The following is a 23110-nucleotide window of genomic DNA, read 5'->3' as shown; positions in this document are numbered from 1 at the left end:
CCCGTCCGGCCCGAGCCTCGTCCCCGCCCAGCCAAAGGGAGCCAGTCATGCGCGCCTCCACCCGCCCCCGCACCCGTCTCGCCGCCGCCGTCACGAGCGGCGTCCTCCTGCTGTCCGGAGCCTTCGTCGGCCAGTCCGCGGCGCAGGCCGCCGAGGCGATCGACCCCGACGACCTCCGCGCGCAGGTCGCCGCCCTCACCACGAAGGCGGACGCCGCCGAGCACCGGGCCGCGGCCGCCGCCACCCGCGCCACCCGCGCCGCCGCCAAGGCGGAGGTGCTCGTCGCACAGGCGACGGCCGCCCGCACGAAGGCCAAGCAGGCACGCACCCGCGCCGTCGCCGCGGCCGAGGACGGTCGTACGGCGCGGGCCGAGGTCCTGCGCCAGCTGGTCGCCGAGCACCGGGCGCGCGCCGAGCGCACCCGGGCGAAGGCCGTCGAGCTGCGCGCGAGCGCCAAGCAGGCGCGCGTCCGGGCGGGTGCCCAGCGGGCCCGTCACGCGCAACTGCTCGAGCGTGCCGCCGAGCTCAGCGCCCGCGCCGACGCGCTCGAGAACCGTGCCGCCAACGAGAGCCTGCTCGCCGAGACCCTCGCCGGGTGGAACATCCCGGGCGCCCAGGTCGTGCACACCAAGGCCGGCGTCTCCGACAGCTACACCTACGGCGTGCAGAGCACCGCGACCGGTGTCGAGGTCGACGAGCACTCGCTGTTCCAGGGCGCGTCGCTGACCAAGGTCGTCGCCTCCTACCTGTTCCTCAAGCGCGTCGACGAAGGCGTCATCGACCTCGACACCCCGCTGTGGGAGTACTTCGAGTCGCCGCGGACGGTCGAGAGCGACCTGGCCAAGAAGATCACGGCGCGGATGGTCCTCAACCACACCACCGGTCTGCCCAACTGGGTCAACGGTGCCGGGCGCGAGGACAACCAGCTGGTGCCGGCGTGGGAGCCGGGCACGAGGTTCGGCTACTCCGGCGAGGGCTTCTTCCTGCTCCAGCGCACCATCGAGCACCTCGACGGCCAGCCGCTCGCGCAGACGCTGGAGGAGGAGGTCTTCGCGCCCCTCGGCATGGCGGACACCACGCTGGCGACCCGTCCCGAGGACGCGCCGCGCACCACGGTGGGCCACGGCGCCGACGGCGCCCCGGTGGCGATGAGCAACTACGTCCCGGGCAACGCGGCGTACACCCTGCAGACGACGGCGCGCGACTACGACCGGTTCATCCAGCGCGCGCTGTTCGCCGGCGAGGGGCTCTCGGCCGAGACCCACGCGCTGTGGACCGAGGTCTCCTCCGACGCCCAGCGCGACGCCAACCCCGCCGACCGGTTCATCGACTGGGGCCTCGGCGTCGGCCTGCAGACCAGCGCGAAGGGCAAGGCGCTGTGGCACTGGGGCGACAACGGCTCGCGCCGGGCGTTCTTCCTCGCCTTCCCCGAGACCGGGGAGAGTGTCGTGATGTTCTTCAACAGCGTCAACGGGCAGAAGGCGGCCGGTTCCGTGCTGTCGCAGTTCCTCGGCCCGCAGGCCCACCACGCGGTGACCTGGGTCGGCTGACCGCCGGCTGGCCGCCACCCGGACCGGGTGGCGGTCAGCGTCGCGGGTGGAGCTCGGCCTGGAGCTGGGTCTCGCTGGGCCGGAAGCCGACGTGGCGGTAGATCCGGATCGCCGGGTAGTCGGGGTCGGCGACGATCACCAGGGTGTGCGCGCCGAGGTTGTCGAAGGCGTGGCGCCCGGCGTGGTGGACCAGGCTGCCGGCGAGGCCGCGCCGCCGGTGCTCAGGGTGGGTCTCGACGCTCTGGAAGCGCGCCAGGCCGTCACCGGTGCGGAAGATCCCGAGCCCGGACAGCATCTGCTCGCCGTCGAAGGCCCCGAACCAGTCGCCGTGGCCGCCGTCGGCCAGCCGCCGCTCGGCCGCGGCACGTCGTACGGCGAACTCCGCGAAGCCCGGACCCTCCTGCGGGTCGCTGCACGCGATCGCGAGCTCGACGCGTGCGGCCCAGTCGGCGTCGCCCTCGAGGCGACGCAGGACGGCGGTGGCGTTGCCGTGCCGGGGCTCGTGGACCTCGTCGGCGGTGAGCACCGTGCAGGTCTCGACCTGGTAGCCCGCCCGGGCGAGCGGCGTCAGCGCGTGGGAGTCGGCCTCGGGGTCGTCGATGCCGAAGGCGCGGTGCCCGGCGTCCGGGAAGGCCGCGTCGAAGATCTCGGCCCAGCGGGGGAGCTCGGCGCGGGTCGGCGCCCTGCGCAGCAGCACGAAGTTGCCCCACCGGAAGGTCGGGTTGGCCGGGGTGCGCACGACCACGTGGGTGTCGAGGTGCTCGACGGTGCTGCCCGAGGCGATGAGCAGGGCCAGGTCCGTGCGCCAGGCGCACGAGAGGATCTCCATGGCGGCAGTCTCTAGCATCGGGGCATGCACTCGGAGACGCGGACGTTCCGGACCGGTGACCGTGAGACGGTGCTCGACCTGACCGAGGACTGTGCCTCGTTCGCGGCCGGGCTCGGGGACGGGCTGCTGCACGTGTTCGTGCCGCACGCGACCGCGGGGATCGCGATCCTCGAGACCGGCGCCGGCAGCGACGACGACCTGCTCGCGGCGCTGGGCGACCTGCTGCCCGCCGACGACCGCTGGCGGCACCGCCACGGCAGCCGCGGGCACGGGCGCTCCCACGTGATGCCGGCGCTGGTGCCGCCCTACGCGACGGTGCCGGTGATCGACGGGCGGCTCGCGCTCGGCACCTGGCAGAGCGTGTGCCTGGTCGACCTCAACGTCGACAACCCCGAGCGGCAGGTGCGGTTCAGCTTCCTGGCCGGGTGAGGGTGTCGGCGGAGCCGAGGCGCCACACGGCGAGCCCGTGCAGGTCGTGCTCCTCGGCCAGCCGCACCCGCGCGGCGTAGGAGCGCCGGTCCGACCACCACAGCCGGGTGCCGTCGGAGAGCCGGGCGCTCCACTCGCCCGCCCGGGGACGCCAGCGGGCGACGGCGCCGTCGCGGCGCACCAGCCGTCGGGCGGCGGCGACGGTGAGGCTGCGCCCGGTGCCGGTGCGCGGCCAGGTGTAGCCGTAGCCCGCGACGCCGAGGTCGAGGCGCTCGGGCGGTACGACGCGCAGCGCCGTGCCGAGCGCGGCGCGCTGCCAGGGCAGCGCCCCGACGGGACCCGGGCCCGACCAGCCGGGTCCGTGCTGGTCGTAGGCCATCAGCTGCACCACGTCCACGACCCCGGCGAGCTCGCCGAGGCGGTAGCCGGCCCGGCGGTAGGCGCGCAGCGAGGTGCGCGCGGAGACGTCGACCGAGACGGTGCGCTCGGAGGGCATCCGGCGCTGCAGCGCGGCGGCCAGGCGCACCAGCCCGGGCGCGTCGGCGCGGCGCAGCCGCTCCAGGTCGAGGTTGACCCCGTCCCAGCCCTGGACGCGCACGACCCGGGCGAGCTGCCCCGCGACCCGGCGGATCCGGGGCGGGGAGGAGAGCAACCGGTGCGCGGCGCGGGGGTCGAAGTCCCCGAGGCGGTCGTTCCAGCCGCTGAGCAGCAGCTCGGCGCGCAGGCCGGCGCGGTGCGCGGCGGCGAGCAGGGCACGCGGCCGGGCGCCCGGCGTACCGACTCGGCCGCCGGAGGGGTGCAGCAGGCTGGCGACCACGGTGACGGTCGTGAGCCCCTCGGCGTTGCGGTCGACCACGCGCGGGGGCGTGCTCTCCAGGGCGTACCCGGTGACGGCCGGCTCCCAGTCGTCCCGCGCGTGCGCCGGGTGCGCCGGCACGGTCGTGACGGCGAGCGCCAGCGTGAGCGACAGGGCGGCGAGGCGGGCGGTCACGGTGCCAGCGTGGCACGCGGGGCCGATCCGGTGGGCCCCGGTGGGCCCCGGTGGGCCCCGGTGGGCCCCGGTGGGCAATGCGGGATCTTCACCGATGCGAAGGCGGCGCCGACGGGGAGACCCTCGAGGTCCACAACGCGCCACGCCGGAGCCGGCGGGGCGCCGATCCGCAGCCACCCACACCGAAGGGCCGACACCATGTCCACCGACGTCACCGTGACCAACAGTCCTGCTCGCAAGCGCTACGAGGCCCTCGCCGAGGGCGAGGCGCTCGCCGGCTTCCTCGACTACCAGGAGACCGGCGAGCTGGTGGTGCTGACCCACACCGAGGTCGACGGCGCGTTCGAGGGCCAGGGGGTCGGGGGCGCGCTGGCCCGCTTCGCGCTCGACGACATCCGCGAGCGCGAGCTGAAGGCGCTGGTGGTCTGCCCCTTCGTCCTCGGCTGGCTGCGCCGGCACCCGGAGTACCGGGACCTGCTCTTCAACGCGCCGCGTCGACCCGACGCCTCGGCGGCCCCTGCGGGCGAGCACAGCTGAGATGGCCGACTACGGACACCCCCTGCGCTTCGGCTCCTTCATCACGCCGGGCGCCGCCCCGCCCCAGCGAGGGGTCGAGCTGGCGGTCCTCAGCGAGGAGCTCGGCTACGACCTCGCGACCTTCCAGGACCACCCGTACCAGCCGTCGTTCCTCGACACCTGGACGCTGATGTCGTACGCCGCCGCCCGCACCGAGCGGATCCACCTCAGCGGCAACGTGCTCAACCTGCCGCTGCGCCCGCCGGCGGTGCTGGCGAAGTCGGTGGCGAGCCTCGACCTGCTCTCCGGCGGCCGGGTCGCGCTGGGCCTGGGCGCAGGAGGGTTCTGGGACGCGATCGAGGCGTACGGCGGGACCCGGCTCGCCCCCGGGGAGTCGGTGGACGCGCTGGCCGAGGCGATCGCGATCATCCGCGGCGTCTGGGACACCTCCGAGCGGTCGGTCCTCGCCGTCGACGGCGCCCACCACCGGGTCCACGGGGCCAAGCGCGGCCCCGCGCCGGCGCACGCCGTACCGATCTGGCTCGGGGCCCTCAAGCCGCGGATGCAGCGCCTGATCGGGCGGGCCGCCGACGGCTGGCTGCCCTCGATGCCCTACCTCCGGCCCGGTGACCTCGCGCGCGGGATGCGCGTGATCGACGACGCGGCCCGCGACGCCGGCCGGGACCCTGCCGAGGTGGTGCGGCTGCTCAACATCGCTCCCGGCACCGGCGCCGACGAGCTGGTGCGCCTGGCCGTCGAGGACGGCGTGAGCACGTTCATCGTGATGGGCGACGACGAGGCGGGGCTGCGGCGCTTCGCCACGCTCGCCGACGAGGTGCGCGACCGGGTCGCCGAGGCCCGCAGCGGCAGCTCCCGCTGACGCGCCTCGGCGAGTCGGCTCAGGCGAGGAAGGCGCGCAGTGCGCTGTTGACCTCCTCGGCGTGCGTCCACAGCAGCCCGTGGGGGGCGCCCTCGACCTCGACGTACTCCGCCTCGGGCAGCGCCTTGTGGAAGCGGCGCGCGGTGGCGTCGATGGGCAGGATGTTGTCGGCGGTGCCGTGCAGGATGAGCACCGGCTTTCCGCTCGCCCGGACCGCCTCGACGTCGGTGCGGAAGTCCTCGATCCACGACGACACGACCGCGTACGCCGCGACCGGCGCGCTGGAGACGGCGACCTGCCAGCTGGCGTCGACGGCCTCCTGGCTGATCCGGGAGCCGAGGTTGTCCTCGAGGTTGTAGAAGTCCGAGAAGAACTGGGTGAACCAGGCGTAGCGATCGCCCCTGGCGGCGGCCTCGATCCCGTCGAAGACCTCCTGCGGCACGCCGTCGGGGTTGTCCTCGCGGGCGGCGAGGAAGGGCTCCAGGGAGGCGAGGAAGGCGAGCTTCGCGACCCGGTCGTGCCCGTGGCGCGAGACGTAGCGAGCGAGCTCGCCGGTGCCCATCGAGAACCCCACCAGGACGACGTCGCGCAGGTCCAGGGTCTCCAGCAGGGTGTCCAGGTCGGCGGCGAAGGTGTCGTAGTCGTAGCCGGCCCCGACCTTCGAGGACTGGCCGAAGCCGCGGCGGTCGTAGGTGATGACGCGGTACCCGGAGGCGAGCAGCTCCCGGGTCTGGCGCTCCCAGCTGTGCCCGTTCAAGGGGTAGCCGTGGATGAGGACGACGGGCTGCCCCGTCCCGTGGTCCTCGTAGTAGAGCTCGACGGGGGTGCTGTTCTCGTTCCCGACGGTGATGTGTCCCATGATCTGCTTCCTCTCCTGGGGCGGGAACCCTCGTTCCCACCGACTGGTCCCGTTGCCGGGAGCCGTCTCGCCCGGGTGGTCGAGACGGTGGATCTAGGCGCAGCGCTTCTGAGGATGGCTGCTCGGGTCGCCGGGGGCCACCCCCGGCGAGCGCGCCGGAGACGACGCCTGCGCGGCTGCCAGCGCCGTGGACCGGAGCGCCGCGCTGAACTCCCGCGCGTCCTGGAACCGGTCCTCCCGGTCCTTGGCGAGGGCCTTCGCGAGCACGGCGTCGAGCGCGGAAGGCAGGTCGGGGCGGTGGGTGCTGGCCCGCGGGGGTTGTTCGTGGACGTGCTGGTAGGCGACGGCGACCGGGTCGTCACCGCTGAAGGGCGGCCGCCCGGTCACCAGCTCGTAGAGCAGGCAGCCCGCGGAGTAGAGGTCGCTGCGGGCGTCCGCGAGCTCACCGCGGGCCTGCTCGGGGGAGAGGTACACGGGCGTTCCGAGGAACGCCTGGACCTGGGTGACGGTCGCGGTCGGAGCGTCCACGCCGCGCGCGATCCCGAAGTCCACGACCTTGACCGCGCCCTGGGGGGTGATCATCACGTTGGCCGGCTTGATGTCGCGGTGGATGACGCCCGCCCGGTGGCTGGAGTCCAGCGCCGAGAGGAGGCCCAGCTGGTGCCGGATCGACACCGCGAGGGTGGGCCGCCCCTCGCGCAGCAGCTCCTTGAGCGACCGGCCGGCGACGTGTTCCATCACGATGAACGGGACGCGGATCCCGTCCGCCGAGCCGTCGTCGAACAGGTGCTGGCCGGTGTCGTGGACGGAGACGATCGCGGGATGGCTGAGGCCGGCCAGGGTCTGCGCCTCGCGCCGGAACCGGTGGCGGAGCTGGGGGTCCCTGGCCAGGTCCTCGCGCAGCACCTTGATGGCGACGGCGTGGCCCGAGTGCAGGTCCCGGCCGCGACGTACCTCGGCCATGCCGCCGCGGCCGATGACCTCGCCCACCAGGTAGCGCCCGTGCAGGACCCGGGGCAGGGGGCCCGGGAGCACGTCGGGCAGTGAGAGGCTCATCGGCTCGGTTCCCAGCGGAACAGCCGCGTGGCGAGCGCCGTCGCTGCGACGACCCACCCGAGCGCCGGCCCGAGCAGCCGCAGCGACTCGCCGAGCGACTCGCTGCCGCTCCAGGCCTGGGCGATCAGCTCGGTGGCCGCGCCCCCGGGCAGCACCCTCTTGAGCACGGTGAGGTCCTCGGTGCCGGTGAGCCCCACCCAGCTCGCCACCGCGATCACCAGCAGGCTCACCGGCAGCGTGGTCACCTGGGCGTGCTCCGGGGAGCTGGTGAGCCCCGCGGTAGCCAGGGCCAGGCCGACCATCATGGCGGTGATGGCGAGGACCGCCACCGCGAGGAGTGGCAGGCGCGCCGGACGGCTCGCGACGACCCCGAGCACGACCAGCATCGCCACGACCTGGAGCACGGCGATGGCGACCACCGGCGCGACCAGCCCGCTGAGGATGTCGCGGTCGCTGGCGGCGGTGGAGCGCAGGCGCTTGAGGAAGAGGTTCTGCCGGCGTGAGGCGAGGGTGGTGACGGCCGTGGTGTAGAGGCCGAAGGCCATCACCGTGAACACCACGATCGCCGCGATGTAGCCGGTCCCGGCGTTCTCGGAGAAGTCGTCGTGCCGGTAGAGGAACAGCGCGCCGACGGCGACCGGGATGATGAGTCCGGTGACCAGGACGAGGCGGTTGCGGAAGATCTGGGCGAGCTCGCTGCGTGCGATCACCAGCATGAGCGCGCCTCCTTTCGAGGTGACGGGTGGGTGGGGTCAGACGCGGCTGAGGGCACGGAAGACGTCGTCGAGGCGGGTGGGGCCGGCTTCCAGGCCGCGCAGCTCCACCCCGGTGTCGTGGGCCCAGCCGAGCAGCCGGTGCAGGTCGGACTGGAGGTTGAAGGTCTCGACGTGGAAGGCGCCGTTGAGCGCTCCGACGATCGGCGGCTCGGGCGCGCCGGGCGGCAGGGCGAAGGTGATCACCGAGGGCAGGGTCTGGGTCAGCTCGAGCACCGTGCCCTCGCGCCGCAGCGTCCCCTCGTGCATCAGCCCGATCCGGTCGGCGCGCTCCTGCGCCTCCTCCAGGTAGTGGGTGGTCAGCACGACGGTGGTCCCGTCCTCGCGGAGCCGGTCCACCGCGGACCACAGCGCGTCGCGGGACTGCACGTCCAGCCCGGTGGTGGGCTCGTCGAGGATGACCAGCTCGGGCCCGCCGTACACGACGGTGGCGAAGTCCAGGCGCCGCCTCTCCCCGCCGGACAGGTGCGCGACCCGGGTGCCCGCCTTGCGGGTCAGGCCGGCGACGCCGAGCACCCGGTCGACGTCGTCGCGCCGTCCGCTCAGCGCGCCGATCAGGCCCACGGACTCGCGCACGGTCAGGTCGGGGGAGAAGCCGCTCTCCTGGAGCATGATGCCCATCCGCGGCCGCACGGCGCGCCGGTCCTGCGGGCTCGCGCCGAAGATCCGCACCGTGCCGGACGCGGCCGGACGGTGGCCCTCGACGACCTCCAGGGTGGAGGTCTTGCCGGCGCCGTTGGTGCCGAGCAGGGCGTAGAGCTCGCCGCGCTCGACCCGGAACGACAGGTCGCGGACGGCGCGGACGTCGCCGTAGGTGACGTTCAGGTGGTCGACGGCGATGACAGGACTGGCGGACATGGAGGTTCCCCTTGCGTCGGGACTTGCGTCGGGACCCGGAGCGGGTGGTGTCCTCAGGCTCGCGGTGGAGGTGGTGTCGCCGCATCGGTGAGAGCCCCGTAGGTGCTCCTCGGTACCTACGGTGCTGCGCCTAGGTGGTCGCGCCTGCTGGACCGGGTCTGGCGGATGTCACCCGGATCGGGGAAAGTGACGCTCGCGCGGTCACCCGCCCGGTCCGGTCCGGAGCGTGGGGCCGGCGGAGGGAGGCCGAGATGACCGACCTTGTGGGCCGGCGCGCCGAGATCGCAGCCGTCGAGGACCTGCTCGCCGGGGCGCGCGCGGGGCGCAGCGGAGCCCTGGTGGTGCGCGGTGAGGCCGGCATCGGGAAGACAGCGGTGCTGGAGCACGCCCGGGACATCGGGCACCGACGGGGGTTCCGGGTCGAGTCCGTGGCCGGGGTGCAATCGGAGGCGCAGTTCGCCTTCGGCGGCCTGCACCAGCTGTGCGGACTGCTGCTGGACCGCCTGGAGGTGCTGCCCGAGCCGCAACAGGCGGCTCTCGAGGTCGCGTTCGGCCTGCGGGTCGGCCCCGCGCCGGACCGGTTCCTGGTCGGCCTGGCCGTCCTCAACCTGTTGGCCGAGGTCGCCGAGGAACGGGGCCTGCTGTGCCTGGTCGACGACGCGCAGTGGCTGGACCCGGCGTCCGCGCAGGTGCTGGCCTTCGTGTCGCGCCGGGTGGCAGCCGAACGGCTGGCGCTGGTGTTCACCGTACGGGACTGCGAGGAGGCCGACCTCCTCCCGTTCTCCGGGCTCCCTGACCTGCGGCTGTGCCCGCTCGGGGAGGGCGACGCCCGCGCGCTGCTGACCGCCGCCGTCCGGACACCCCTCGACGACGCCGTCCGGGACCGGGTCGTGGCCGAGGCGCGCGGCAACCCGCTGGCGCTCCTGGAGCTCCCTCGCAGTGCGCAACCGGCGAGGCTCGCCGGCGGGTTCGAGCTGCCCGACGCGCTCGACGTCCCGCACCGCATCGAGGCGAGCTTCCACCGTCGCTCCAGCAGCCTCCCGGCGGAGACGCAGCTGTTCCTCCTGGTCGCGGCGGCCGAGCCGACCGGCGAGGTGGCCCTGCTGTGCCGAGCGACGGAGGCGCTGGGCATCGCGAGCGACGCCCACGCTCCCGCTGAGGCGGCAGGCCTGCTGGAGCTCGGCACCCAGGTGCGGTTCCGCCACCCCCTGGTGCGCTCGGCGGTGTACCGGGCAGCCCACGCGGCCGATCGTCGCCGCGCTCACGGCGCACTGGCCGTCGCGACCGACCCGGAGGTCGACCCCGACCGCCGGGCCTGGCACCGTGCCCAGGCTGTGCTCGGGGTCGACGAGGCGGCCGCTGCCGACCTGGAACGCTCGGCCGCGCGAGCCCGGGCCCGCGGCGGGTCGGCCGCCGCTGCGGCCTTCCTGCATCGGGCCGTCGAGCTGACCCCCGACCCCGCCGACCGGGCCCGACGGGCGTTGGAGGCGGCGCAGGCCAAGCACGAGGCGGGTGCCTCCGACGTCGCCCTGGACCTGCTGGCCGCCGCGGCGACCGGCCCGGTGGACGACCTGCAGGCAGCCCGGATGGCGCTGCTGCGCGCCCAGATCGCGTTCCACACCACGCGCGGGGGCGACGTACCGGGCTTGCTGCTGGACGCCGCCGAGACGCTCGCGCCGCTGGACCCGGCGCTCGCCCGCGAGACCTACCTGCACGCGCTCGACGCGGCGACCCACGCCGGTCGGCTGGCTCGCGGACGCGGGTTGCCGGAGGCGGCGAAGGCCGCCCACCACGCCCCGCCGCCGTCGGGTCCGCCGGGGCCTGCGGACCTGCTGCTGGATGGCCTGGCCACCAGGTTCACCGACGGCTTCGAGGCGAGCGTCCCGACCTTGCAGCGAGCCCTCGCGGCGCTCGCCGACCGGGACTCCCCAGCGGGCGACGGCGATCGCCGCTGGCTCTGGCTGGCCTCCCACGTCGCGGCGATGCTGTGGGACGACGAGGCCCTCTACTCGGTGGCCTGCCGCGGGGTCCGCCTCGCCCGCGAGGCCGGCGCCCTGGCCACCCTCCCCGCCGCGCTCAACGGGGTGACCTACGTGCTGGTGCTGCGCGGGGAGGTCGCCCGGGCCGCCGAGCTGGCCGCCGAGGAGGCGGCGATCACGGAGGCGACGGGCGCCCCGCCGCTGCTCAACGCCCGCCTGATGCTCTCCGCCTGGGGCGGTCGGGAGCGGGAGACCGTGGAGCTCTACGCGACCATGGTCGAGGAGGCGACGGAGCGCGGCGAGAGCACCAAGATCGACCTCGCCCAGGCCATGCTTGCAACGCTCCACAACGGCCTGGGCAACTACCCGGACGCCCTCGCCGCGGCGATGCCGCCGTGTGAGCACGACGTGGCGTTCAGCAGCCTGGCCCTCCCCGAGCTCGTCGAAGCCGCGTCGCGTGCCGGACAGCCGGAGCGGGCCGCCGCCGCAGCCGACCTGCTCGATCGGCGGGCGCGTGCCAGCGCGACGCCGTACGGGTTGGGGCTGGCGGCATACGCCCGCGCCCTGGTCAGCTCCGGGCCCGCTGCCGAAAAGCACTATCGCGAGGCGATCGAGCGGCTCCGGGGCTGCCGGATCGCCGCCTACCTCGCCCGCGCCCACCTGGTCTACGGCGAGTGGCTGCGCCGCGAGCGCCGACGCCAGGAGGCCCGCGAGCACCTCCGCACCGCCCACGAGATGCTGAAGGCGATGGGAGCGGACGCGTTCGCCGAGCGCGCCGCCCGCGAGCTGCGTGCCACCGGCGAGCACCCGCGCAGCCGGACCGAGCAGCCGACCGACGCGCTCACCGCCCAGGAGCTGCACATCGCGCGGTTCGTGGCCACCGGGGCGACGTCCCGGGAGATCGGCGCGCAGCTGTTCCTCAGCCCGCGCACCATCGAGGCCCACCTGCGCAACATCTTCCGCAAGCTCGGCATCAGCTCGCGCCGCCAGCTCAAGGAGCTGTCGCTTCCCTGACCGGTCCGGGCGGCCTCGCGTGCCACGGCCGACTCAGTGGACGCCGGCGTGCACCCGCTCGGAGATGCGGCGCTCCAGGGCGTTGAAGTCGGGGGCGTTGACGTCCCGCTCGCCGGCGAGGTCGATCCGCACGATCTCGGCGACGTGGCCGGGTACGCCGTGGGAGGCGCCGCCGGCCATGACGACCACCCGGTCGGCGAGGTAGACCGCCTCCTCGATCGAGTGGGTCACGAAGACCACCGTGGTGCCGGTGTCGAGGTGGATGCGGCGCAGCTCGTGCTGCATCTGGGTGCGGGTGAGGGCGTCCAGCGCGCCGAACGGCTCGTCCATCAGCAGCACCGCCGGGTCGGTGGCCAGCACCCGCGCGATCGCGACCCGCTGCTGCATGCCACCGGACAGCTCGCCGGGGAACCGGTTCGCGAAGCGGGTCAGCCCGACCACCTCGATGAACTGCGCCGCGCGCTCCCGGCACACGCCGCGCGGCAGGCGCTGCTGGCGCAGGCCGTAGCGCACGTTCTCCGCCACGGTCAGCCACGGGAACAGTCCGTAGTCCTGGAAGACCACGCCGCGGTCCGGCCCGGGCCGGGTGACCGGCCGGCCGCCGACCTCCACGCGGCCACGGGTCTGGGACTCGAAGCCGGCGAGGATCCGCAGCAGCGTGCTCTTGCCGCAGCCGCTCGCGCCGACGACGGCGACGAACTCGCCGGCCCCGATCTCGAGGGACACCCCGGCGACGGCGTCGACACCGCCGGCGCCGGAGCCGCCGTACCGCTTGCCGAGGTCCTCGATCAGGACCCGGCCGACGTCGGCGGAGCGGGTGAGGTGGGAGAGGGGGCTGGTCGTCGTCATCAGGACCTCACGAGGGGACGGCGACCGAAGAGGCCGCGGAAGCCGTACAGAAGGATGCGGTCGGAGAGGAAGCCGGCCATGCCGATCACGATCATCCCGACCACGACGCGGTCGGTGCGGACCTGCTCGCGGGCCAGCGTGATCATCGAGCCCAGGCCCCACTCGATGCCGTTGCTCTCGCCGAGGACGAGGATCACCCAGGCCAGGCCGAGGCCGAGGCGGAGCCCGGCGACGATGCCGGGGGTGGCGGCCGGGACGACGACCTTGAGCAGGACCCCGAGCCGGCTGGTGCCGAGCATCTGGGCGGCCTCGACGAGGCGGTCCGGGACCTGCTGGACGGCCCCGAGGGTGTTGAGCAGGATCGGGAAGAACGCCGAGAGCGCGATCAGGAAGATCGTGGCCTGGCTGCCGAAGCCGATGATCAGCAGGACCAGCGGCACCCAGGCGGTGGCCGGGATCGGGCGGAACAGGTTGATCGCGGGGTCCAGCGCCGCGAGGACGAGCCGGTAGCGGCCCATCAGCACGCCGAGCGGGATGGCGATGGCGGCCGCGACACCGAACCCGGCGAGGACCCGGCCGGTGCTCGCCCACAGGTGCTGCCACAGCGTCGCGCTGAAGGCGTCGTCGTGGACGCCGCCGAAGGCGAAGTCCCACAGCAGGGTGGCCACGTCGGCGGGCGGTGGCAGGAAGCCCATCTTGATGTCGAAGACGAGCACCCAGCCGCCCCGGACGCCGAGGTCCCACAGCGCGACGATGAGCGCCAGCACCGAGATGCCGAGGAGGCCGCGGCCGGCCTTCGCGAGCCGAGCGGCGCCCGCCTCGCTCACGAGCCCGCTCCTGCGGAGTCGGCCGGCTCCTCGCGGGAGGCGAAGGAGGTGTCCACGAGGTCCTCGACGGCGGGGGCGGCGTCGATCATCTTGAGGCGGGCCATCTGGGTCGCGAGCGCCGCGATCTGCGTCTCGTAGGTGGGGGAGAGGTCGGCGCGCATCCAGAAGTTGTCCAGGGCGGTGGCGAAGACGTCCTCGTCCCCGCCGTACTGCTCGACCATCTCGGGCAGCCACTCGTCCTGGTGCTCGGCCATGTACGTCGTGGTGGCGGCGTGGGTGTCGACGACCTGCTGGACCAGGCCGGCGTCCTCCTCGACGGTCTCGCCGGTGGCGAGGAGGGCGATGTTGAGGCGGCCGATCTCGGTGGAGTACGGGTCGGCGATCGGGGTGCCGCCGGCGCCGATGGCCAGCGACACCCCGATCTCCGGGGCGGCGAACGCGTCGATCTGACCGGTGTTGAAGGCGTTGAAGAACTCCGGCGCGGCCAGGGAGACCAGCTGGAGGTCGGCCACGTCCACGCCCTCGCGCTCGAGGATCAGCCGCAGCGCGACGAGCTGGGCGCTGGACTCCAGGTAGCCGACCTTCTTGCCGACCAGGTCCTGCACCGAGTCGATGCCCGTGCCCCCGACGATGCCGCTGCCACCGTCGGCGGCGCCCGCGAGGATCTTGACGTCGCGTCCCGCCGCGGCGCCCGCGATGGTCGCGGTGATGCTGCCGACGGCGAAGTCGATGGACCCGCTGGCCAGGGCGTCGTTCAGCGCGGGCGCGGTGTCGAGCGCCACGACCTCGAAGTCGAGGTCGCCGTCGCTGTGCTCCTCGTAGAGGTACGGCGCGTAGAAGTGCGGCTGGCCGCGCAGCGTGCCGATCTTGATGGTGGTCGAGTCCTCGCCGTCCGGCTCCGCGCTGGTGCCGGTGGAGGTGCATGCGGCGAGGGACAGGGAGACAGCGAGGGCGGCGGCGAGGCCCGCGGCCCGACGTGGTGAGCGCATGCCTCATCGTGCGCAGCGATTGTTGCCGGACCGTGTGGCGTGCGTTGCGGGCGAGCACCCATCTGCGGCGCATGTGTTTCGGACGCCGACGGCTGCTCACCGACCCGGGACTGCTGGCCCAGTGGCTCGGCCGACTGCTACCTGGAGGCCGCCGCACTCGGTACGCCGCTGCCGCCGTCGATGTTCTGGCCGCTGCACGCCACCGTCGCGGCGTTGCACGGGGAGCCGACTGCGAGTGCGCCTGTGGCGGGAGGACAGCGTTCCCAGACCCGGGCGGTGAGTGTGAGACCTGTGTTCCCCTCCTTCTCAGCTCGAGGCGGCCAGTTCGGCGGCGGAGCGCAGGATGCAGAACTCGTTGCCCTCCGGGTCGCTCAGCACCACCCACCCGGAGCCGGGACCGTGCTTCCCACGCAGGTCCGTGACGACGGCGGCGCCGTGGGCGAGCAGCGTCTCGAGCTCCTCGTCGCGGGTGCCCGCACGCGGCCGCAGGTCGAGATGCAGCCGGTTCTTGCCCGCCTTCGGGTCGGGCACCTCGATGAAGAGCAGTTGGTGGCCGGTCTCCGGGTCGAGGATCATGCATTCCTCGTCCCCCTCCTGGTTCGGGTCGTCCTCGATGTCGACGTAGCCGAGCACCGGCTTCCACCACTCCGAGAGGGCATGGGCGTTCGCACAGTCAACGGTCGTGTGGGAGATGAAGGCGGTCATCGCGTCAGCGTCGCCATGCGTCGCGCCGAGCCCAAATCGTCGGGGCATGGGTGTGGCCCCGCCGGCTGGGTGCTGGCGGGATCCGGGGCGGTCGATCTACTCGTCGGGTGGGTGGGCGCAGACGAGCCGGGTCTCGCCGCTCTCTTTCACGAGGTGCAGGCCGTGGGGTGATCGCCAGAGGTAGGTGGCCGCGTCGGTGGTGTCGTAGGTCCACGCCGTGTGGGTCTTGGCCCGATGGTGTCGTCGGCAGAGCGGGGCGAGGTTGCAGCTGCACGTCGGCCCGCCGTCACCGTGGGCGGTGACGTGGTCGGTGTCGCAGCGGCGGGCTGGCCGCTCGCACCATGGGAACGCGCAGACCGGCTGGGTCAGGCGGGACTGCTCGACCAACCGGTCGGGGATCGCGTAGGCGTCGGTGTGGTGGTGGGCCTCGAGGTCGATGACCGGCTTGATCACGACCTGGGCGTCGCCGCTGCACCAGTGGCGGACCTGCTCGGTGGACACGATGGATCGGGTCTCGTCCACGTGTGCGATGCCAGCCTCGTTGCGGGAGATCGCGGCGTGCGAGAGGTGGACGTGGATGACGACCTGGCGGGGCTTCACCACCGATGCGGCGCCGTCGCCGGCTTCTGCCCGGAGGTCGAAGGCGAGCTGGCGTCGGGCGAGCTCGCCGGCGGCCATCGAGCGGCGTACGCCGAGGGACTCGGTCGACCCGAGGGTCGCGAGCTCCTCCGCGCCTTGGCGGATCGCGGTGTCGAGGTCGATCGCGTCGGCGAGGTCGAGGACGCCTTCGACGTGGACGGTGCCCTCGTGGGTCGCCTGGTCGGTGTGGAGGTCGAACCGACGTGCGTCTGCGGCTTCGCGGCGCTGCTTGTCGGCGCTCTCGGGGTCGAAGGTGACGCGGGCCTGGTCGACGAGGCGCTCGATCGCTGCCCAGCTGATCTTCCCGACGAAGGCGGCGAGCTGGCGGTCCACGAACTCCGCACCATCCAACGGCAGGGTGGTGGTCAGCTGCGCAAGGCGCCGCGCCTTCCAGAGCGGCACCCTGCCGGCGCGGACCAGCTTCCACGTGCGCTTCAGCCGGTGCGCCAGCTCGAGCGCGTCACCGACCAGCGCTCGGGCGGAGTCGGTCGACATGCCCAGGGCGGCGCCGAACTCCATGGGTGCGAACTCCGCCACCAGCGGTGCCCCCTCGCCCGCGAGCGGGACGGCAAGCTCGCCGAACACCAGTCCGGTCATCGGTGTCGCGTCGGCGACCGACTCCTCGGGGTGCATCGCCGCCCACACCAGCGCGGCCTCAAGGACGTCGATCTCCGCCCGCTGGGCGGCGGCCCTGCGGCGCTGTGCGAACGCCAGCACGGCGGCTGGGGTGTCGCAGTCGGGGAGTTCGGGGGAGGCCATGCCTCATCTTACTCGAACGTACGTTCGACGACAAGGAGTTTCTCCACCGGTTTTCCGGCGGCTCGGCGGTGGTCTCGACGAGCTCGACCGACGGCCCCCGCTCGGGCCGGCGGCACGGAACGGCCGGCACCGCCCCACTACATTCGGCGCCATGCGCCGATTCGCCTCAGTCCTTCTGATCGACCCAGCGGGCCGGCTGCTGTTGCAGGAGCGCGACGAGCACGCGCTGATCGACCCGGAGCGGTGGGGCCTGCCGGGCGGGCACGTCGACCCGGGGGAGCAGGTCGAGGCGGCGGCGTACCGCGAGCTGGCCGAGGAGACCGGCCTGGTCCTGGCGCCTCCGGCGCTGCGTGCCTGGCGCACGTTCGAGGTCTACCACCGCGCCTACGACTCCGTGGACGCCGTGCACGTCTACGTCGGCGCGACGGAGGCGGACGATGCCGACATCGTCGTCGGCGAGGGCCGCCGGATCGTGTTCGTGGAGCCGGCCCGGGCCCGTGAGCTGCCGCTCACCGCGTCGGCGAGCCGGATCGTTCCGGAGTTCCTGGACTCTGCGGAGTACGCCGGCCCGTGTGCGTGAGCCCGGCAACGGCCACGGCGAGGGGCGCGGCCCAGCGATCACGGCTCGCTCGTGGCCACCATCTATTGTGACGGGCATGGGTCTCCTCGAGTCGATCACGGGACCGCGCGATCTGCGCGGCCTCTCCGACGACCAGCTCTCGGCGCTGGCGACGGAGGTACGCGACCTCATGGTGCGGACCACCTCGCTCAGCGGTGGTCATCTCGGTCCCAACCTGGGCGTCGTCGAGCTGACGATCGCGATCCACCGGGTCTTCGACTCCCCGCACGACCGGGTGGTCCTCGACACCGGCCACCAGTCCTACGTGCACAAGCTGCTCACCGGGCGCGTCGGCGACTTCGCCGGGCTGCGCACCGAGGGCGGGCTGTCGGGCTACCCGAGCCAGGCCGAGTCCGAGCACGACCTGGTCGAGAACTCCCACGCCTCCACCGCGCTCAGCTACGCCGACGGCCTGGCCAAGGCCTACGCCATCCGTGGCGAGGGCCGCCACGTCGTCGCGGTCATCGGCGACGGTGCGCTCACCGGCGGCATGGCGTGGGAGGCGCTGAACAACATCGCCATCGCGCGCGACTCGCGTCTCGTGATCGTCGTCAACGACAACGGCCGCTCCTACACCCCGACCATCGGCGGGCTCGCCAACGCCCTCACCACGCTGCGCACGAACCCGCGCTACGAGCAGGTGCTCGACGCGGTGAAGAAGCGCCTCAACGCCGTGCCCGGCGTCGGACCCGCGACGTACGACGCGCTGCACGCGATGAAGAAGGGGCTCAAGGACGCCCTCGCCCCGCAGGGCCTCTTCGAGGACCTCGGCCTGAAGTACGTCGGCCCGGTCGACGGCCACGACCGCGCCGCCATGGAGCAGGCCCTGACCCAGGCCAAGCGCTTCGGCGGGCCGGTCATCGTGCACGCGATCACCCGCAAGGGCTTCGGCTACGACGCCGCGGAGCGCCACGAGGCCGACCAGTTCCACAGCCCCCAGCCCTTCGACATCGAGACCGGCGAGGAGCGCGCGCGGGGTCGGATCTGGACCGACGTCTTCGCTGAGGAGATGGTCCACCTCGGGCAGCGCCGCAAGGACGTCGTCGCGATCACCGCGGCGATGATGCACCCGGTCGGGCTCGACAAGTTCCAGGCTCGCTTCCCCGAGCGCACCTTCGACGTCGGCATCGCCGAGCAGCACGCCGCGACCTCCGCCGCGGGCCTCGCGATGGGCGGCCTGCACCCGGTGGTCGCCGTCTACGCCACCTTCCTCAACCGTGCCTTCGACCAGGTGCTGATGGACGTCGCGCTGCACCGCTGCGGCGTCACCTTCGTGCTCGACCGCGCCGGCGTGACCGGCGACGACGGCGCGAGCCACAACGGCATGTGGGACATGTCCTTCCTCCAGCTCGTGCCCGGGCTGCGCCTCGCCGCGCCGCGCGACGCCCAGCGGCTGCGCGAGCTCCTCGACGAGGCCGTCCTGGTCGACGACGCGCCGACGGTCGTGCGCTTCCCCAAGGGCCCGCCGCCCGCGGACATCGAGGCGGTCGGCAAGGCCGGCGGCTGCGACGTCCTGGTGCGCTCCGGGACCAAGGACGTGCTGGTCGTCGCCGTCGGCGCGATGGCCGAGACGGCCGTCGACGTCGCCGGGCGCCTGGTCGACCAGGGCATCGGCGTCACCGTCGTCGACCCGCGCTGGGTCAAGCCGGTCGATCCCGCGATCGTCGACCTCGCCCGCGAGCACCGCCTCGTGGTGAGCATCGAGGACAACGGCCGGGTCGGCGGTGTCGGCGCCACGATCCTGCAGACCCTCAACGATGCCGGCGTCTCCACGCCGTTCCGTCTCCACGGCATCCCCCAGGAGTTCCTCGCCCACGCCAAGCGGGCGGCGATCCTCGAGCGGGTCGGGCTGACCGCCCAGGCGATCGCCCGCGGCATCGTGGAGGACATGTCCACGCAGGCCGGCGCCTCGGGTGACACCATGACCTCGGCGGTCACGGATCGTTCACCTGTTGATGCCGACCGTCCCAGCTGAGCGACTCCGCACTCTCGCTCCTCTCCTGCTGCTGGTCCTCCTGATCGGGGGCCTGCTGCCGGCCTGCTCGCTGCTGGGCGACGACCGCGACGAGGCCGACCGGCCCGCCGCCGTGCCCCAGGACGTGGTCGCCGGGCTCACCGGCGTCCTGGAACGCCGTGCCGCCGCCGTACGACGCGGGGACCGGGCGGCCTTCCTGCGCCAGCTCGCCCAGCGCCCGAGGCTGCGCGAGCAGCAGCTGACCCGCTTCGAGAACCTGCGCCAGCTGCCGATCGCGGACTACCGCTACACCTTCGACCGGGCCGACCTGGTGCGCGAGGGGGACGCCTACTGGCTCACCGTCGAGCTCCACCTCCAGCTCGAGGGGTACGACGCGGTGCCGGTCGTCACCCGTGACCGGTTCCGCTTCGTCCCGGCCCGGGCCGGGCGCTACCGGCTCGCCTCGGTCTCCGACCCGGAGTGGGAGCGGCGTGCAGGGGTCCGCCCCGAGCCCTGGGACAGCGGACCGGTGGTGGTGCGCTCGGGCCACGGGGTGTTGGGCATCTTCGACGCGGACAGCGTGGCCGCCGCGCCGGACCTGATCGCCTCGGTCGAGGACGGCATCCTCGACGTCTCCGCGCACGTGCCCTACGGCTGGTCGCGCACGGTCGTGGTCTACGCGCTGTCCGGCGAGGAGTTCCTGCGCGCGCTGCCGCGCCCGGGCGGCGGGGGGCTGGGCGACCTCGACGGGCTGGCCTTCCCGGTGGCGGCCGCCCCGGACGACCCCACCCTCGCCGCGACCCGGTTCGTGCTGCACCCGCGGATGCTCCTCGCCGCCGGCGCGGAGCGCGACCGGCTGGTGCGCCACGAGATCACCCACGTGGCCGTGGCGGAGCGCGACGACGCCGCACCCGTCTGGCTCAGCGAGGGGATCGCGGAGTACGTCTCCGTGCAGCCGATGCCGCTCGAGGAGCGTCGGCTGGTGACCGCGGCGGTGGGCGCCGCGCATGCCGGGTTCCGGTGGCTGCCGCGCGACGAGGACTTCAACGGCGCCGACTCGGCTCTGAGCTACGCGCTGTCGTGGTGGGCCGTCGAGGCGCTCGCCCGACGGCACGGCCCGGACGCGCCGTTCGCGCTGCTGGACGCCGCCGGGCAGGACGGGACCCCGATGCCGCGGCTCCTCGCGCGCATGTTCGACACCACGCCGCGCGAGCTCGCCGCGGAGGCGGCCCGGCTGATCCGCACGACGTACTCCTGAGAGGTGCCCCACACGGCTTCTCCAGGGCGTCGGGTGTGGTGGGCAGGCCCCGAGCGGGGTATCAAGGACCGGTGAGCCTCTTCCGCACGAAGTCGATCGAGCAGTCGATCCAGGACACCGACGACCCCGACACCAAGCTCCGAAAAGACCTCGGGGCGCTCGACCTCGTCGTCTTCGGCGTCGGCGTGGTCGTCGGCGCGGGGATCTTCGTGCTCACCGGCCAGGTCGCCGCCACCAACTCCGGCCCGGCCCTCGCCCTCTCGTTCCTCATCGCCGCGGTCGCGTGCGGCCTCGCCGCGCTGTGCTACGCCGAGTTCGCCTCGACGGTGCCGGTCGCCGGCAGTGCGTACACCTTCAGCTATGCGACGTTCGGTGAGTTCATCGCCTGGATCATCGGCTGGGACCTGGCGCTGGAGTTCACCATCGGCGCCTCCGCGCTGTCGGTGAGCTTCTCGGGCTACCTCCAGAACATCCTGGACGGTACGCCGTTCGAGGTCCCGCGCGAGCTGGGCTCCGCGGCCGAGGGGTGGGTCGACCTCCCCGCGATCGTGCTCGCCCTGCTGGTGATGGGGCTGCTGATGCGCGGCACCAAGCTGTCCAGCCGGGTCAACCAGATCGTCGTGGCGATCAAGCTCGCCGTCGTCGCGGTCGTCATCGTCGTCGGCATCTCGCTGGTCGACGTGGACAACTGGATCCCGTTCATCCCGCCGTCGGAGCCGACGCCGGCGTCGGAGGGCGGCTTCCTGCAGCTCCCGCTGATCACGAGCCTGCTCGGGATCGAGCCGGCGGTCTTCGGCATCGGCGGCGTGATCGCCGGCGCCTCGATCGTGTTCTTCGCCTTCATCGGCTTCGACGTGGTCGCGACGACCGCGGAGGAGGCGCGCAACCCCAAGCGTGACGTTCCGATCGGCATCCTGGGCTCCCTGGCCATCGTCGCGGTGCTGTACGCCGCGGTCGCGCTGGTCGTCACCGGCGTGCAGGACTACCGCGAGATCGACCCCGACGACACTGCGCCGCTGGCGACGGCCTTCGACGCGGCGGGGGTCTCCTGGATGGGCGACCTGATCTCGGTGGGTGCCTGCATCGGACTGATCGTGGTCGCGATGATCCTGATGCTCGGCCAGAGCCGCATCGCCTTCGCCATGGCTCGCGACGGCCTGCTGCCGCGCAAGCTCGCCCAGGTGCACCCCACGTACGGCACCCCGCACCGGATCACGCTGATCACCGGCCTCGCGGTTGCCGCCATCGCCGGTTTCGTCGACCTGGCGACGCTGGCCTCGCTGGTCAACATCGGCACCCTGTTCGCGTTCATCCTGGTCAGCATCGGCGTGGTGATCCTGCGCCGCACGCGCCCGGACCTGCCGCGGGCCTTCCGCACGCCGGTCGCGCCCCTGGTCGCGGTGCTGGCCACCCTGCTGTGCTTCTACCTGATGCTCAACCTGCAGGGCGAGACCTGGGTGCGGTTCGGGGTCTGGATGGCGCTGGGCGTGGTCATGTACTTCGTCTACGGCCGCCGCCACAGCCGGCTCGGCCTGCGCGAGGCGGAGGCCGCCCGCAACGAGGCCGCGGCGGCGAAGGACTGACGGCGGCGCAGGGGGTCGACGGGCGCGGTCGCCGGGTCGCCACGTGGGCGCGCTCTGGGGGATCTGAGCGGGCGGGGAGCCCGCCGGCTCACGCCGTACCGGCCCGTCCCGTTAGAATGACGGGCTGTTGCCCGGCCACTGGCCGAGAGACATCCGATCCGGCGAGACGAAGGCTGACAACGCGCGCATGGCTACGACCAACGACCTGAAGAACGGCATGGTTCTCAACATCGACGGGCAGCTCTGGGCCGTCGTGGAGTTCCAGCACGTCAAGCCCGGCAAGGGCCCGGCGTTCGTGCGTACGAAGCTCAAGAACGTCGAGTCCGGCAAGACCGTCGACAAGACCTTCAACGCGGGCACCAAGGTCGAGACCGCGAACGTCGACAAGCGGACCATGCAGTACCTCTACAACGACGGCACGTCGTACGTCTTCATGGACATCCAGAGCTACGACCAGCTCGAGATCGCCCCCGAGGTCGTCGGCAAGGCCAGCGACTTCCTCCTGGAGAACCAGGAGGCGATCGTCGCCACCAACGACGGCCGCGTACTGTACGTCGAGCTCCCGGCCTCGGTCGAGCTCGAGGTCACCTACACCGAGCCCGGCATGCAGGGCGACCGCTCCACCGGCGGCACCAAGCCCGCGACGGTCGAGACCGGCGCCACCGTGCAGGTCCCGCTGTTCATCACCACCGGCGAGAAGATCAAGGTCGACACCCGCGACTCCTCCTACCTGGGGCGTGTCACCAGCTGATGGCTGCTCGCTCCAAGGCCCGCAAGCGGGCGCTCGACATCCTCTACGCCTCCGACATGCGGGGCGAGTCGCCGAACGATGCGCTCGACCGCGCGATCGCGGACGGCGAGGCTCCGACGAACCCCTACACCGTGACCCTGGTGCGGGGCGTGATCGAGCACCAGGAGCGCATCGACGCCCTGCTCTCGGAGTACTCCGAGGGCTGGACGCTGGGGCGGATGCCGGCCGTCGACCGCAACGTGCTGCGCCTGGGCCTCTTCGAGCTGCTCTACGCCGACGACGTCCCCGACGCCGTCGCGGTCTCCGAGGCGATGGCGCTGGTCCGCGACCTCTCGACCGACGAGTCGCCGCAGTTCGTCAACGGCGTGCTCGGCAACCTGATGCGCAAGAAGTCCGAGCTCTGAGAGCTCACCTCGTCATCACCTGACGCCCCCGGCTCCTCG

The 23110-nt window shown here is 73.2% G+C and carries 22 protein-coding genes; 11 read left to right on the top strand and 11 right to left on the bottom strand.

Annotated features, from left to right (window positions below):
• Nucleotides 1–47: 47 nt before the first annotated feature.
• Entirely contained in the window at nucleotides 48–1550 is a 1503-nt protein-coding gene (locus tag HOQ23_RS00265) for a serine hydrolase (protein ID WP_172210748.1), read from the top strand.
• 34 nt (nucleotides 1551–1584) lie between these two features.
• On the opposite strand, the gene HOQ23_RS00260 is transcribed toward HOQ23_RS00265, so the two are convergent.
• Nucleotides 1585–2379, bottom strand: coding sequence for a GNAT family N-acetyltransferase (locus HOQ23_RS00260; RefSeq protein ID WP_172210747.1), 795 nt, complete (start codon nucleotides 2377–2379; stop codon nucleotides 1585–1587).
• Between the two features lie 24 nt (nucleotides 2380–2403).
• Between HOQ23_RS00260 and HOQ23_RS00255 the strand changes: the two genes are divergently transcribed.
• Nucleotides 2404–2808: a secondary thiamine-phosphate synthase enzyme YjbQ gene (locus tag HOQ23_RS00255; protein ID WP_172210746.1), complete on the top strand. Its 405-nt coding sequence runs from the start codon at nucleotides 2404–2406 to the stop codon at nucleotides 2806–2808.
• Here the strand turns inward: HOQ23_RS00255 and HOQ23_RS00250 are convergent.
• Nucleotides 2789–3799, bottom strand: coding sequence for a glycosyl hydrolase family 18 protein (locus tag HOQ23_RS00250; RefSeq protein WP_172210745.1), 1011 nt, complete (start codon nucleotides 3797–3799; stop codon nucleotides 2789–2791). The genes HOQ23_RS00255 and HOQ23_RS00250 overlap by 20 nt on opposite strands.
• A 198-nt stretch (nucleotides 3800–3997) precedes the next feature.
• Here HOQ23_RS00250 and HOQ23_RS00245 point away from each other — a divergent pair, with 198 nt between their 5' ends.
• Nucleotides 3998–4336, top strand: a complete 339-nt coding sequence (locus HOQ23_RS00245) for a GNAT family N-acetyltransferase (RefSeq protein ID WP_172210744.1) — start codon at nucleotides 3998–4000, stop codon at nucleotides 4334–4336.
• Nucleotide 4337: 1 nt separating this feature from the next.
• Entirely contained in the window at nucleotides 4338–5195 is an 858-nt protein-coding gene (locus HOQ23_RS00240) for an LLM class flavin-dependent oxidoreductase (protein WP_172210743.1), read from the top strand.
• Between the two features lie 19 nt (nucleotides 5196–5214).
• Here the strand turns inward: HOQ23_RS00240 and HOQ23_RS00235 are convergent, their stop codons facing one another.
• The 4 genes from HOQ23_RS00235 to HOQ23_RS00220 form a co-directional block, all read right to left on the bottom strand.
• Nucleotides 5215–6054 carry an alpha/beta fold hydrolase gene (locus tag HOQ23_RS00235; RefSeq protein WP_172210742.1) on the bottom strand — a complete coding sequence of 280 codons (840 nt, stop codon included), beginning with the start codon at nucleotides 6052–6054 and terminating at the stop codon, nucleotides 5215–5217.
• Between the two features lie 93 nt (nucleotides 6055–6147).
• The gene (locus HOQ23_RS00230; RefSeq protein WP_172210741.1) at nucleotides 6148–7110 is read right to left on the bottom strand and encodes a protein kinase; all 963 of its coding nucleotides are present in this window, start codon (nucleotides 7108–7110) and stop codon (nucleotides 6148–6150) included.
• Entirely contained in the window at nucleotides 7107–7826 is a 720-nt protein-coding gene (locus HOQ23_RS00225; protein WP_172210740.1) for an ABC transporter permease, read from the bottom strand. Before HOQ23_RS00225 ends, HOQ23_RS00230 begins: the two co-directional genes overlap by 4 nt.
• A 36-nt stretch (nucleotides 7827–7862) precedes the next feature.
• Nucleotides 7863–8741 carry an ABC transporter ATP-binding protein gene (locus tag HOQ23_RS00220; protein WP_172210738.1) on the bottom strand — a complete coding sequence of 293 codons (879 nt, stop codon included), beginning with the start codon at nucleotides 8739–8741 and terminating at the stop codon, nucleotides 7863–7865.
• A gap of 251 nt (nucleotides 8742–8992) precedes the next feature.
• Between HOQ23_RS00220 and HOQ23_RS00215 the strand changes: the two genes are divergently transcribed.
• Nucleotides 8993–11734 (top strand): AAA family ATPase, encoded by a 2742-nt coding sequence (locus HOQ23_RS00215; RefSeq protein ID WP_172210736.1) that lies wholly within the window; start codon nucleotides 8993–8995, stop codon nucleotides 11732–11734.
• Between the two features lie 33 nt (nucleotides 11735–11767).
• Here the strand turns inward: HOQ23_RS00215 and HOQ23_RS00210 are convergent, their stop codons facing one another.
• The 5 genes from HOQ23_RS00210 to HOQ23_RS00190 all read right to left on the bottom strand — a co-directional run bounded on the left by HOQ23_RS00210 (nucleotide 11768) and on the right by HOQ23_RS00190 (nucleotide 16502).
• Nucleotides 11768–12583, bottom strand: coding sequence for an ABC transporter ATP-binding protein (locus tag HOQ23_RS00210; protein ID WP_172210734.1), 816 nt, complete (start codon nucleotides 12581–12583; stop codon nucleotides 11768–11770).
• Nucleotides 12583–13410 (bottom strand): ABC transporter permease, encoded by an 828-nt coding sequence (locus HOQ23_RS20620; protein ID WP_216653423.1) that lies wholly within the window; start codon nucleotides 13408–13410, stop codon nucleotides 12583–12585. The genes HOQ23_RS00210 and HOQ23_RS20620 overlap by 1 nt, the downstream gene beginning before the upstream one ends.
• A complete protein-coding gene (locus HOQ23_RS00200; protein ID WP_172210732.1) occupies nucleotides 13407–14399 on the bottom strand; it encodes an ABC transporter substrate-binding protein in 993 nt (330 codons plus the stop codon). The genes HOQ23_RS20620 and HOQ23_RS00200 overlap by 4 nt, the downstream gene beginning before the upstream one ends.
• A gap of 306 nt (nucleotides 14400–14705) precedes the next feature.
• Nucleotides 14706–15104: a VOC family protein gene (locus HOQ23_RS00195; protein ID WP_172210730.1), complete on the bottom strand. Its 399-nt coding sequence runs from the start codon at nucleotides 15102–15104 to the stop codon at nucleotides 14706–14708.
• Nucleotides 15105–15200: 96 nt separating this feature from the next.
• Nucleotides 15201–16502: an HNH endonuclease signature motif containing protein gene (locus HOQ23_RS00190; RefSeq protein ID WP_172210728.1), complete on the bottom strand. Its 1302-nt coding sequence runs from the start codon at nucleotides 16500–16502 to the stop codon at nucleotides 15201–15203.
• A 151-nt stretch (nucleotides 16503–16653) separates the two neighbouring features.
• On the opposite strand from HOQ23_RS00190, the gene HOQ23_RS00185 reads away from it, so the two are divergent.
• The 6 genes from HOQ23_RS00185 to nusB all read left to right on the top strand — a co-directional run bounded on the left by HOQ23_RS00185 (nucleotide 16654) and on the right by nusB (nucleotide 23071).
• Nucleotides 16654–17082: an NUDIX domain-containing protein gene (locus HOQ23_RS00185; protein ID WP_172210726.1), complete on the top strand. Its 429-nt coding sequence runs from the start codon at nucleotides 16654–16656 to the stop codon at nucleotides 17080–17082.
• Nucleotides 17083–17158: 76 nt separating this feature from the next.
• Entirely contained in the window at nucleotides 17159–19096 is a 1938-nt protein-coding gene (gene dxs, locus HOQ23_RS00180; RefSeq protein WP_172210724.1) for a 1-deoxy-D-xylulose-5-phosphate synthase, read from the top strand.
• The gene (locus HOQ23_RS00175) at nucleotides 19077–20333 is read left to right on the top strand and encodes a hypothetical protein (RefSeq protein WP_172210722.1); all 1257 of its coding nucleotides are present in this window, start codon (nucleotides 19077–19079) and stop codon (nucleotides 20331–20333) included. The genes dxs and HOQ23_RS00175 overlap by 20 nt, the downstream gene beginning before the upstream one ends.
• A gap of 71 nt (nucleotides 20334–20404) precedes the next feature.
• Nucleotides 20405–21916, top strand: coding sequence for an amino acid permease (locus tag HOQ23_RS00170; RefSeq protein WP_172210720.1), 1512 nt, complete (start codon nucleotides 20405–20407; stop codon nucleotides 21914–21916).
• A gap of 187 nt (nucleotides 21917–22103) precedes the next feature.
• Entirely contained in the window at nucleotides 22104–22667 is a 564-nt protein-coding gene (gene efp / locus HOQ23_RS00165; RefSeq protein WP_153322950.1) for an elongation factor P, read from the top strand.
• Complete coding sequence (gene nusB / locus HOQ23_RS00160; protein ID WP_172210719.1) at nucleotides 22667–23071, top strand: transcription antitermination factor NusB; 405 nt, start codon at nucleotides 22667–22669, stop codon at nucleotides 23069–23071. Before efp ends, nusB begins: the two co-directional genes overlap by 1 nt.
• Nucleotides 23072–23110: the final 39 nt, after the last annotated feature.

The organism is Nocardioides sp. zg-DK7169 (assembly GCF_013155365.1).
GTDB lineage: Bacteria > Actinomycetota > Actinomycetes > Propionibacteriales > Nocardioidaceae > Nocardioides.
This window is presented reverse-complemented; position numbering and strand designations above follow the sequence as displayed.

Coding starts and splice junctions, on each gene's coding strand:
- HOQ23_RS00265 (WP_172210748.1), top strand. CDS start 48: ATGCGCGCCTCCACCCGCCCCCGCACCCGTCTCGCCGCCGCCGTCACG.
- HOQ23_RS00260 (WP_172210747.1), bottom strand. CDS start 2,379: ATGGAGATCCTCTCGTGCGCCTGGCGCACGGACCTGGCCCTGCTCATC.
- HOQ23_RS00255 (WP_172210746.1), top strand. CDS start 2,404: ATGCACTCGGAGACGCGGACGTTCCGGACCGGTGACCGTGAGACGGTG.
- HOQ23_RS00245 (WP_172210744.1), top strand. CDS start 3,998: ATGTCCACCGACGTCACCGTGACCAACAGTCCTGCTCGCAAGCGCTAC.
- HOQ23_RS00240 (WP_172210743.1), top strand. CDS start 4,338: ATGGCCGACTACGGACACCCCCTGCGCTTCGGCTCCTTCATCACGCCG.
- HOQ23_RS00235 (WP_172210742.1), bottom strand. CDS start 6,054: ATGGGACACATCACCGTCGGGAACGAGAACAGCACCCCCGTCGAGCTC.
- HOQ23_RS00230 (WP_172210741.1), bottom strand. CDS start 7,110: ATGAGCCTCTCACTGCCCGACGTGCTCCCGGGCCCCCTGCCCCGGGTC.
- HOQ23_RS00225 (WP_172210740.1), bottom strand. CDS start 7,826: ATGCTGGTGATCGCACGCAGCGAGCTCGCCCAGATCTTCCGCAACCGC.
- HOQ23_RS00220 (WP_172210738.1), bottom strand. CDS start 8,741: ATGTCCGCCAGTCCTGTCATCGCCGTCGACCACCTGAACGTCACCTAC.
- HOQ23_RS00215 (WP_172210736.1), top strand. CDS start 8,993: ATGACCGACCTTGTGGGCCGGCGCGCCGAGATCGCAGCCGTCGAGGAC.
- HOQ23_RS00210 (WP_172210734.1), bottom strand. CDS start 12,583: ATGACGACGACCAGCCCCCTCTCCCACCTCACCCGCTCCGCCGACGTC.
- HOQ23_RS00200 (WP_172210732.1), bottom strand. CDS start 14,399: ATGCGCTCACCACGTCGGGCCGCGGGCCTCGCCGCCGCCCTCGCTGTC.
- HOQ23_RS00195 (WP_172210730.1), bottom strand. CDS start 15,104: ATGACCGCCTTCATCTCCCACACGACCGTTGACTGTGCGAACGCCCAT.
- HOQ23_RS00190 (WP_172210728.1), bottom strand. CDS start 16,502: ATGGCCTCCCCCGAACTCCCCGACTGCGACACCCCAGCCGCCGTGCTG.
- HOQ23_RS00185 (WP_172210726.1), top strand. CDS start 16,654: ATGCGCCGATTCGCCTCAGTCCTTCTGATCGACCCAGCGGGCCGGCTG.
- dxs (WP_172210724.1), top strand. CDS start 17,159: ATGGGTCTCCTCGAGTCGATCACGGGACCGCGCGATCTGCGCGGCCTC.
- HOQ23_RS00175 (WP_172210722.1), top strand. CDS start 19,077: ATGCCGACCGTCCCAGCTGAGCGACTCCGCACTCTCGCTCCTCTCCTG.
- efp (WP_153322950.1), top strand. CDS start 22,104: ATGGCTACGACCAACGACCTGAAGAACGGCATGGTTCTCAACATCGAC.
- nusB (WP_172210719.1), top strand. CDS start 22,667: ATGGCTGCTCGCTCCAAGGCCCGCAAGCGGGCGCTCGACATCCTCTAC.